Consider the following 11750-nt stretch of genomic DNA (forward strand, 5'->3'; position numbering starts at 1 on the left):
AACTTTCTTCTTTTATTGGAATGGGTTTTTAACAATTTTCGGATTGTTATTCAACACATCATCCGCGATGGATGAATAATAGTTTTCCACTCTGAAAAAGCGGGGATGCTTAAAGCGGGTAGGAACGACTCTGTCAAAGATATATTTGCCATCATCCGCATGCCCGGGACGTATCACCCGGTAGGGATACAGTCCGTGGATCATGGCGTTCGGATCGTTGCGTTGTCCGTTCCATACCTGGTCGCCTATTCTCCAACGTTTCAGGTCGAAATAGCGATGGTCTTCGAATGCCAGTTCAATGCGGCGTTCGTTGCGTATGATATCGATCGTGATCGTTGCCAGGCTATTGGCGGGGAATCCACCGTGTGCCTCCCTTAGGCGGTTGATGTAGTTTTTCGCCTCATCTGTTTGCCCCAGTTCGAAAGCTGCTTCGGCAGCATTCAGATAGATCTCACCCAGGCGGAACCAAGGCCACCAGTTCTCTGCCAATGTGGGGTGTACTGATGCCTCCGGTTCTTCACAGACCATCTTACGCAGGTAAAAGCCGGAGTTGCTGACATACATCTCTCCGTTGTTAGGTCCATCGAGTCCGGTCAGCTTCTCGCCATCGGTATAGGTGCTTCCCAAGGCGCCTGTCCTGAATTCATACTCGCTGCCGTTCCATACGGCAACACCCGCTTGAATGTCTGTCGGCGAAGAACGGAAGGTACTACCCGGATAAACCACAGTCCCCCAAAGGCGCGCGTCCTTATTGGCAAAGATATCCTCCAGGTTTTCATAGGCGATATAGTTACCGTTCGCATCTTTGTCTTTCAAAGTTCCTTTACTTCCGTCCAGGTAGTCGAAACATTCCACAAAGCTTAGGGAGGGTGATATGGTGGATGATCCGGTAGAGCTTGAGCTCAAGCTCTTCACAATATTATCAAAACTGTAAGCATGCCATTTCTCAGCCGAACGCAGGTAATCCTTGGCAAAGATCATTTCCGTCTGGCTCTTATCGACAAACAGTTTATAGAAATCGTTTGATAATTCATATTTGCCGCTGGCGATCAGTTCTTTCGAGGCAGCGAGTGACTTCTGGTAATATTCGTTTGCCTTGGCGGCAGGAATACCCACTTCGCCGCCGGGCAGGGTGATAGGGGAAGACATCAAATTATTGTATTTCGCCAACGAAGCGGCATACAGCATAGCCCGGCTCTGCAAGGCCAGAGCCACGTATTTGTTACCCCGCGTCCGACTATTCTCCGTCTCTTTCAGGTAGCCTTTGACCTCTTCCAATTCGTTGTAGATAAACTCGTAAGCCTCCGCCTCGGTAGCACGTGCTATTTGCAACGGAGTAGGATCACCGCTACCGTCGTAAAGAAGCAGACCGGTCACCAGTGGAACACCACCCATTCGCTTGATCATATTGAAATAATGGAATGCCCGGATAAAACGAAACTCAGCATTGTAGTGTTTCTTCTGCTCTTCGGGAAGGCTCGATACGGCTTCCAATTTTTCGAGCGATAGGTTGATGTCACGAATAAATCCGTATTCCCATGTCCGTCCGTAGTTGAGGGCATAGTCGACACGATCGTTCCGACCGCCGTCGCCATCGCCATGACCCGACCACATGGCGTCGTCGCCTTCGCAGGCGGCACCGGTGTCAAAGACCGGACCGGGCAGCCTGTTGTAGAAGTTAGACAACAGACTCTTTATCATCGCCGGACTGTCCCATACCTGATCGTCCGTCACACTGTTCTTAGGTGTTCTTTCCAGCCAAGCGTCGTTATCACAACTGGTAACGATCGTAAAGGCTGTCAATACTATTGATAAAAGGAATATCTTGTTCTTCATAAACTGTATCATTAAAACGTTAAATTAAATCCGACCATCACTGTCCGCTGCTGCGGATAAACAGCACCGCCACTCGCCTGAATCTCCGGGTCGACCTCAAACTCGCCCACATTGTCGATAGAAAACAGGTTAGACGCGCTCACATATACTCGTGCTTTGGTCAGGTATATCTTATTAATCAGGTGTTTAGGCAGGCTATAACCGAATTCAGCATTCTTCAACCGCAGATAGCGCACGTCGTGAAGCCAGAAATCGGATGTTCGCCCGTTGTTGTCGCTGGTGTTATAGCGTACGGCCGGGTATTTACCGGGAATCCATTCGCTGTTGGGGTCATAGATATCCGCCCGATGCCACCGGTCTTCCAACAGGTAGGCGGGTGAGTTACCGTTTGCATGGAACGGATTCCTCAATTCATAATGTTGATTCCATGATTGCATAGCGCCTCCCGAGAAGTCCAGATTCAAATCGAAATCTCTCCATTGCAGGCCGATATTACCACCGAAAGAAAGCATAGGGGTCCATCCGTCAGGATAACCGATAGGTCTTTCGTCCATGCCATTGATGACACCATCGCCATTTACATCCTTATAGATCAGGTCACCGGGGAGTTGTGTCCGGTTATTTTTTCCATCATTGTCGATGGTATAGTTACGAATTTCATCTTCCGACTGGAATCTTCCGATCACCTGGTATCCCCACCAAATGCCACCCCAACGGTCGAGCGGTGCCGAGCGATATTCGTCCCATGAGTTTCCATAGCGGGGTTTATATCTCTCCATATCGCGGTAGCGCGAGTAGGTTATATTGGCGCTCACACTATAGTTGAGTTCACCGATTTGATCCATATAGGTGATCATCCCTTCCGCACCTCGGTATTCGTCTTTCGTCAGGTTATCGTTCGGCAGACTATAGCCCACTTCGCTCGGCAGACGCACGTCATAGCGTCCGGCGGGACGTCCCGAGATCACCTTCCGGAACACATCGGCAGTAACCGAAAGCCGGTTATCGAAAAATTTGGCATCCACCCCAAGGTCATACGTGGTATGTGTTACCCACGACAGGTTGGTGACCGGAAGTCCTTTCGGTTGCATACCGGTGATGTATTCGCCATCGAGCACGGCTCCTCCCACCAGGGCATTGTTGGTGAAACGACCGTAGTCGTATCCCATCAGGTAGCCAAACGCGTTAACACCCTCTTCCTGTCCGGCTTCTCCTACAGATGCCCTTATTTTCAGGTCGCTCACTACTGTTTTCAGCTTCTCAAAGAATTTCTCGTCCGACATACGCCATCCCAAAGAGACACCCGGGAAGAATCCCCAGCGTTTGCCGGGCGCATACAGGTAAGAGGCATCGTAGCGAGCCAGTAATTCAACCAGGTATTTATCCTTATAGCTGTAGTTAAGTCTTCCGATATAACCGGCTCTTGCCTGATAGGTCCATTCGTCACCATAGCCGGTCAATACCTCTGTTCCGGTAATCAACGGCACATAATTGTTGCTGGGAGCACCCTGTAACCAGGTCAGGTCTCTGTCCCAATCGCTTCGCTCATAGCCTGCCACCGCCGAAATGGAATGATCTTCCCAGAAGGTGTTCGCGTAGCTCAACTGGAAGTTATGATAGCGGGAGGTCGATTTTAGCTTGTTCTGGAATCGCCAGGGTGCCGCTAAACCACCGGTCTTATTATACGCGTCGTTGTTCTGATCATACGAATAAAGATCATAAGAGTAGCGGAAGCCGTCATAGAACACATCCGTATAGTTATGCGAATAGGTATATTTGGCCGATAAACCGAAATCAAATTTATACTCGGCAAACAGGTTGACGTTTGCTGCCTTGGTATAGGTATCTTTATAACCCATGGTCTCCCGGTTAAAGAGAGCCGGATTGAGGTCTGGTCGATTAGGGGTGTTATTGATATAGTTGGTATTACCATTGGCGTATGGGCCTGCCGTGGGGCGGTTGGCCATAACAGCCAGCATAGCGCCAAAATAGCTGTCGGCATCGCTCAAACCTACATCACGTATCTCATCCATTTTCAGGGAGGTCTGCGTACCGATGGTCAGTCCTTTGAAAACATTGGTAGACAGATTGACCTGGAAATTGGTACGAGAATAGTTGAAATCCTTCATCTGAGCCTCCTGATCCGTACGGGATAGCGACATATAGTAGTTCGTACGCGCTGAACCGCCGGTCACATTGGCATTCAAATGGTATTGCGGTACATTCTTACGCATGATCAGATCATAATAGTCGTAGCTTTGGTAGCCGGGCTCGGTACCAGCCTGCCATTTGGCATATTCTTCTCTGGGATAATCTACGCTGGGATCGCCTCCGGCATTCTGTATGGCTTCCATACGACCACGTACATACTGGGCAGCATTCGCCATTTTCGGGAACCGCGTCAGGTTTTGCCAACCGTAGTAGCCATTCACATTGATGGATACTTTATCGTCTTTACGCCCTTTTTTGGTGGTGACCAACACGACCCCGTTAGCCGCGCGCAGTCCGTAGATGGAGGCAGAGGCATCTTTCAGGATGGTGATACTTTCGATATCTTCCAGGCTTAAGGCATTGAAGGCATCATTCCCGGAGATACGCGTTACGCCCAACCAGTCGCGACTGTCGTCTCCCCCAAAAGGAATACCATCGATCACATACAAAGGTTTGCCCATATTACGCACCTCAACGGTGATGCCCCGTCCCGGACGTGAGTCATAGGCACGGGTAGAGACCCCCGCCATTTTACCCGACAGCGCACCGGCGGTCGTGGTGGAAGAGGAGCGCAAGAGGTCTTCTGAGTCGACACTGCTTATGGCGGTGGTCACCTTCCGCTTCGACTGCGATCCATAGCCTACTACGATCACTTCGTCCAGCGTCTGCATGTCTTCTCTAAGCATAATGTCAAACGATGTTTTGTCGCCCACCGCTATCTCCTGAGTGATATACCCAATATAAGAGACCTGCAACAGGGCATTTTCCGACACTGAAATGGTGAAGTTGCCATCGATATCCGTTACGACACCATTGGTCGTTCCCTTCTCGACCACATTGGCACCGATCACCGCTTCGCCGTTTGTGTCGGTCACCCGGCCGATCAGTTGCCGAAGCGCCTGCTGCGGAAGAAGGCGGCTTTTCTTCAGAATATTTACATTCCGATCGTTGATGATATAGGTCAGATCAGTCCCTTTCAGCGCCTTTTCTAACACCGCTTCGATCTTTCCCTCTTTTACGTTTATGTTTGCTTGAATGTTTTTTACATCCGCATCCAAGTAAAAGAAGAGAAACTCACTTTGCTTTTCAATCTGCGTGAACAGGTCTGTCAGCGTTATTCCGTTTTCTTTGACAGAAAGCGTCGTCGTCTGCGAATAGGAAGACATGGCGACCAACTGGAAGGCAGAGACAAACAAGATAAATACGGTGATTCTCATAACAGCCAATACTTTTTTTATGCCTTTTCGTGGAAAAGGCAGATAATCAGAAACATTTTGCATATTTTTGTATCAGATAATGAAGTTAATAATGCACTTATATTCGAAGTTTGGTCACCGATGATATAAGTGTTGAATTAATTGATTTTCTCAAGTAGCCGGCAAATAGGGGATTCCTCTACTTGTCGGTTTTGCTTTACAAGGTGTTTTCTTTCATGGGCATTCGATTTTAAGGATGAATAATAATTATTTGATATAATAGATGTTTTCTTTCTTTTCCCAGGTAAACGGATAGGAGATGGATATCACCTTCAGGATATCTTCCAGCGACTGATCTTCCGCGAAAGTGCCTGTCATCGACAGGGAAGAGTTCTTCAGTTTTTCATTATGGATCACGATCTTTACCCCAAAGCGCTTTTCCAATCCGCTGATAATGTCAGAGAAGAGTCGGTTCTTGTGACGGATAAGCCCTTCCATCCAGGCCAGCTCGGTATCGATATCGGCCGAGAAGACAGCGATCTGATGGGAACCGTTGGTATAGACCAACTGCTGATTGGGCGACAGAATAATCTGTTGTGAGGGTGCCTCGAAACGAATAGATCCTTCTGTCAGGGTGGCATAAATATTATCCAGGTCTCTTTTCACATTAAACGAGGTGCCCAATACCTGTATCCGGGCATCGCCCATCTCCACCACAAAGGGTTTCTCCTGGTTGTGCTCCACCTCAAAGTAGGCTTCTCCCTCCAGACGTACCGCGCGTTCTTCTTCATCATACCTGTTCGTAAAAACGAGCTTACTGTTTTTATTCAGGAAGATCTTCGTACCGTCGGAAAGCGTGAAGTTGGTTTTATTATCTTCGGTGAGATAGGTGAAATATTCCACCGGCGCCAGCTCTTTTATCCGCTGTTCATGCAGGAAAAACGATCCGATACCCAATAGGATCACGATGGAAGCAGCCACCGAATAGCGATAGAACAGCCTGGCTTTTCGACCCTGTTTGCGCTGTTCGTCCTGTATTTTTCGTTCCGTACGCTGCAAAGAAAGCTCCGGCTGAAGGGTATGTTTGAATGATATTTCGGCATCCCAATAACTCTTTAGCTTGCGAAACTCCTTTTTGTTCTCCTCCTTCTCGGATAGCCATTGACTGAAACGGATAATCTCCTCCGAAGAGGCCTCCCGGTTCAATACTTTTACTATTAATTGGTCGATATGTTGTTCCATGTTGTTATTGTCTCTATTTCTTTAATCGCATAAAAAGAGAAATACCCTTAGTCGGGGAGAGAGATTTTTTAGGGAGAGGCCTATTTGCCTGCCAATACTTCGCGAATCTTACGGGTAGCGGTGGCCAGATGAGCCTCCAAGGTCTTCACAGATATTTCAAGAATGGCCGCTACCTCTTTGTATTTCATTTTGTCTTCGCGCACCATCTTAAAAGCGATTTTACATTTGTGCGGCAGGGAATTGATGGCGTCGTTCAATCGGGAGATCTCCTCTTGGGTGATCAGATCATCTTCAGGAGTCGTTTCGGTAGCCGCGAAAAAATCGATCTGCAACTCATCCAGGCTGACATGCTGCTGTGTTTGCTTACGGAGATGGCTGATGATTTTATAGCGTAGAATCGAATAGAGATAGGTATCGAAATGGGTGATCTCAGGCAGGGAAGCCCTATTATTCCATATCGCCAGGAAGGTATCGGAGACAATCTCTTCCGCTTCCGAATAGGAGATCACATGCAGAGAGGCAAATCGCAATAATCTGTCGAAATAATGCAGATAGAGCGACCTGAACGCAGCCTGTGAATCGGACACCGCCATTTCACAAACCCATTGCATGACATATGGTGAATTCTTCCCCAATAGTGTTTTTCGTGTTAAAAGAAATCGATGTAAGCCATTCTCACTATCTAAGTCGCAAAAATAGAAGAAAACCCTTAGTCCCTTCCGTTAGTCCCTTCCATTTTTTTAGTTTATTCCCTTTTCTAAAAAAATTCTTACCCGCGTGGCTTTTTGAGTCACAACAATATTAAGTATCCGCTTTCTGCCTGTAAGCGTTTTTGAAAAGAGGGAAAAACACAATGTTTTTCCCTCTTTTTCGTTACCTCTACAGTAGAGTATTTCTTCTTTGGTTTATTCGAAGTTATGTCTTAACTGCGGACGGCCATTTCGCATTTCCCATGTGTTGCTAAAATTCCAATCCGTGAAGTTGCTGGCAACTCCAAATTCGCTTTGGGTTAGGTTTTTGGCTTTCTTCTTATTTGTGAATCCGGTATCTGTTCCTTCTAATACATAATTATACTCAAAGCGACTGTCTTGTCCTTTATCCACAATACCATAACATTTGCTACCCAAAGCCGCGCCAAAATAGTAGCAGTGTGTAACAATATTGCCATTATCAATTTCGCCCGCAATACCGCCGACGTTATCGCCGCCGGTTACCTTCTTCGTATTATAGCAACGATGAATGCCATAGCTTTTTTTGTGAACATTCTCCATTTTTCCGACGATACCACCGACGGTTTTTCCGCCTGCAATGGTAGCTATATTGAAGCAGTTATTGATGTAATTGCTACTCGTACCGCTGCCCTGTTTACCCATCCGGCCGATAATACCGCCGGCAAATAGAGATTTGGAGGCCTTTATCTCCCCCCGGTTACTACAATATTGGATGGTGGTGGTTCGGGCAAGGCTTCTGCCAATGATCCCTCCAGCTGTTTTTGAATCGTCGGAAGGGGTTCCTGCTGCGAAAGAGACGACCCCGTGATTATGTAACTGGTCAAATATCAAGTTGTTACTCTCCTGTTCTTTGTCAATATATCCGATGATTCCGCCCAAGTCGGCTATGGCAGAAACTGTTCCCCAATTCTCACAATAATTTACCGTGAAGGTATTCGAGGTAGAGGCATGGTCTATTCGGCCGATGATTCCGCCGGCGACTCTTCCTATGGCTGTCACATCTCCTTTATTGTAACACGAGTTGGCAATGGTCTCTGTACCGGTATCTGTCGTCAGATAGGCCACGATACCTCCCGCTCTATTATCTGAGGCGGTAACAGGCGCATTATTGGTACAATATCCAAAAGTTAGGTAATCTGAGAATATCTGTCCACCCAGGCCGCCGACATTTCTAACGCCATGCACACCGTTTGTGCTTTCAACCAGGCAATTACCGACATGCGTTTTTCTGCCTTTTTCAATCTGCCCGATCAAGCCACCAACATTCTCGCCTCCATTAATTTTTCCACGCATCTCCAGGTTGTTAAGTTCCACAGTACTTGCTATCCCATACCCTAAGACTCCTCCGCAATTAGGAGCCGACAAATTGGATTCCGCATTAACAAATCCCTCAAATACGACTAGTTGCTTCTGGTTTTCCATCGTAAGTGTGCCACTGCTAATATATCCGACAAGCCCTCCGACGTTTTCTGTCCCCATGACGGTTGCCACACCACTCATTCTTGTATCCTTAAGGGTAATATTTTTCCCTGATCCGATTAGTCCGCCAACAAATTTATTCCCGGTTACCGCGCCTTTTGACATGACATTCTGAAGAGTAACAGTCCTGGTTGCACATCCGATAAGACCACCCACGTAGTCTCCGTTTACGATTAGGCTGGTATTGTTCACACTTTTATCAGCAGAAGCTGTTATGGTGACATCTCCATCGGCATGTCCAATGAGGCCTCCCGCGTAATTTCCTCCGAGCTCTATCAGTCCTTCGATACCACAAAGCGGATTCGTCATTTTCAGAGATCCGCCTAACGAGCCGAGAAGCCCTCCCACATATCCCCCTGTTGCCTTTATGGAAGCTGAGCTCTCGCAGTTTGATATAGTAGACAACCCGTCCATACTATTGAGGGATCCAATTAACCCGCCCATGTGAGCATTGGCATTCAATGACTTTTTATCGGTCTGATTCGAACCTACGTTAAGCTCATTGCTGCAGTCTTTCATCGTCAAACGACCGGTCACATAACCGATCAAACCACCTGCAAAATCGCCGCTCGCTTCTATTTTATAAGCTGCATTTTTCGCATTGCTTATCGTCATGTTCACACCATTCGCGCAACCGATAATCCCACCCAGCTTATTGGATCCGGTCAGTCTTGACATACCTTCATTATATGAATCTGTAATGGTAGGGTACATACGAATGCTAGCATATCCCGCCGCGTTTATCGCCCCTATAAGGAGACCAAGACCGGAGCCACCTTCGATCTCTGCTCTTTCGGTAACACATTTTTTGATAGAGCTACCGTTGAATTCACCCACTAATCCACCTAAATAATCCTTCCCTTTTATTATGGAGTTTATGATTTTAATATTCTCCAATACAACCCCCGTATCAGCCCTACCGGCTAAGGTGCCTATATACGAACAGTTCGGGCAGTCGATGGTATAATTCTCAATAGTCAAATTCTTGACACTCGATTCAGGAAGCAGGATACTGAAAATACCTAAATAATTAATCCCCTGGTTATTGGGATCGATATTGTTGGTGTAGAAGTTTTTCAGGGAATGTCCACCTCCATCGTAATGTCCATTGAATCCCATACGTTTTGCCTTGAGATGACCAATCGGCGTCCAGCCTACCTCCCCTGTACTCATATTTCTCATGTCGATAGGAATGTCACCGTCTTGCAGGAAATAGCGCCCTTTTCCGGCCTCGTCGTCATCTTCTATACAGGCTCTGAAATCCTTTAATTCTTGGAAATCACCGATCAGGAAAGGATTAGAGATGGAGCCCGGAGCAGGCTTGTTTTCATCATAACGCAGCATATCTTCGTAACCAAACGCTATGGAAGACATTTGACAACTGCTGACAACATTATTCGTTACTGCCATTTCGATCGGGAAGGTAAACACCCAATCTCCCTGACGGGCATTTCGGGATCGGTAGATACCATCCTCCAGGTTAAGACTCTCCGGGATCTTAATAATCAGTGTTTTCAGTCGTTCCGGATCGCGCATTATCCGAATGCCTGTCGTATCCTCTTTCTCCTGCTTCCAGATCATTACATCTGCCGGGTCAAAGCTCTTCAGGTATTTCACAAAAGAATCACCCACCTCCAGGCGGAAAATCCGATAAACAACTCCTTCTTCCGTAACGGTTTCTATTCCTGGCTCTACCAGTGGTTCGTCATTGTCGCAACTGATTAAATGGAGACTTGCCAGGATGGCTATCATATAAATTATTCGTTTCATATTTTTTTCTTTTTTCTATTGATTATTATTCATACATGGATTTGGGTTGATGGGTAGGGAAAGATGCTTGTTCCTTGTCCAACGTCCAGTAGGCTGCGTCTAAGAAGCCGATAAAGGTGTCCGCCTTTTTCAACTCCTCTGCTGTAAATCTGCCCTCTTCATCTTTATCCTCATCATTCTCATTCGCTAAATAATAGACCTTGCAATGATTTTTGGAGTAAACCGGATCGGCAGCCCCAAGGGTGGTTCCGTATTTCGGATTTTCCCATAAGGCGTAATTGACGGTGCTCTCGATATTAATTTTATCACCCATATATCCTACAATACCTCCTTTGCGGTGGTTGTCATTGGTGGTTAATTCGCCCATATTATAACTATTACTGATTTCAGACTTGTCGTTGAAGCGGCCAACCAGGCCTCCAGCGTAAACATCCTTGTTTGTTATTTCCAAATGCCCCTGGTTGAAGCACTGTTCGATGACAGAGACATTCTCTTCGAAATCGCGCGCTTTCTGAACCAGCGTGTTGGTTCCGCTTCCTATAGTGAGCGCAATAGAGGCGGCAGTAGTAACCGCCGATGCTCCGAGTGTTCCAACCGCTAAGAGAACACTCAAAGTAATGCTTGCCACCGACAATACTCCTTTGACAACCGTATAGATTATCTTGTCTGTCATTTGGCTCTTAAGTTCTTTCAACCGCTTTTCTTCTTTGAAATCATGCAGTTTCTCGTTTACCCGCATAAAGTATTCATTGTCCGCGTTTAAGCGTGAACAGAACTGCAGATTATTCGTCCCCACGGTTTCGTATAATTGCGCGTACGCGTTGTTCTGGCTGCTGTGTATCTGCATCGCTTTACGGAATACATCCGCCTGCTGTAGTTGGAAGGTGTTGATTTTTTCTTGATACTCCGCGGCTAATATTTCCGCGTCAAGCGTAGGGTTATATGAATCCTTCGGAATAAATTTATGTGCAATATTATGCACTTTGAGCGACCATCCGATACCTTTGTTTACCCATTTAGTACTTTTAAACACCTTACTCGTAATCTTCAGTTTATTTGATACTTCATCGCCCTGGGCTTTGACATAAGGATTCAGTATTCCATTGATAGGCGCAAGAGCCATACTGACAGAAGAGACCACCATACCGGTTATTTCTACCGCACTAAACTCCTTATCATCGCCTAATCTGCCGACAAGACCGCCTGCAGAACCTTTTGATCCCGTGTGTCTCACGATCCCGAAGTTCCCACTGTAATGGATGGAACTGTTAGTACCCGCGTTTCC

The 11750-nt window shown here is 46.8% G+C and carries 6 protein-coding genes; all 6 read right to left on the bottom strand.

The window, feature by feature from the left end:
- Positions 1-12: 12 nt before the first annotated feature.
- Positions 13-1836, bottom strand: a complete 1824-nt coding sequence (locus M2134_RS11060; protein ID WP_280750763.1) for a RagB/SusD family nutrient uptake outer membrane protein — start codon at positions 1834-1836, stop codon at positions 13-15.
- An 11-nt stretch (positions 1837-1847) separates the two neighbouring features.
- A complete protein-coding gene (locus tag M2134_RS11065; RefSeq protein ID WP_280758179.1) occupies positions 1848-5264 on the bottom strand; it encodes a TonB-dependent receptor in 3417 nt (1138 codons plus the stop codon).
- A 246-nt stretch (positions 5265-5510) separates the two neighbouring features.
- Entirely contained in the window at positions 5511-6485 is a 975-nt protein-coding gene (locus M2134_RS11070; RefSeq protein WP_280758180.1) for a FecR domain-containing protein, read from the bottom strand.
- Between the two features lie 80 nt (positions 6486-6565).
- Complete coding sequence (locus tag M2134_RS11075; protein WP_280758181.1) at positions 6566-7096, bottom strand: RNA polymerase sigma-70 factor; 531 nt, start codon at positions 7094-7096, stop codon at positions 6566-6568.
- Positions 7097-7390: 294 nt separating this feature from the next.
- Positions 7391-10465, bottom strand: a complete 3075-nt coding sequence (locus M2134_RS11080) for a hypothetical protein (protein WP_280758182.1) — start codon at positions 10463-10465, stop codon at positions 7391-7393.
- A gap of 25 nt (positions 10466-10490) precedes the next feature.
- Positions 10491-11750 (bottom strand): hypothetical protein (locus M2134_RS11085; RefSeq protein ID WP_280758183.1); only part of this gene is annotated, 1260 nt, incomplete at its 5' end.

The sequence above is a fragment of the Parabacteroides sp. PM6-13 genome (assembly GCF_029892605.1).
Lineage (GTDB): Bacteria > Bacteroidota > Bacteroidia > Bacteroidales > Tannerellaceae > QVMG01.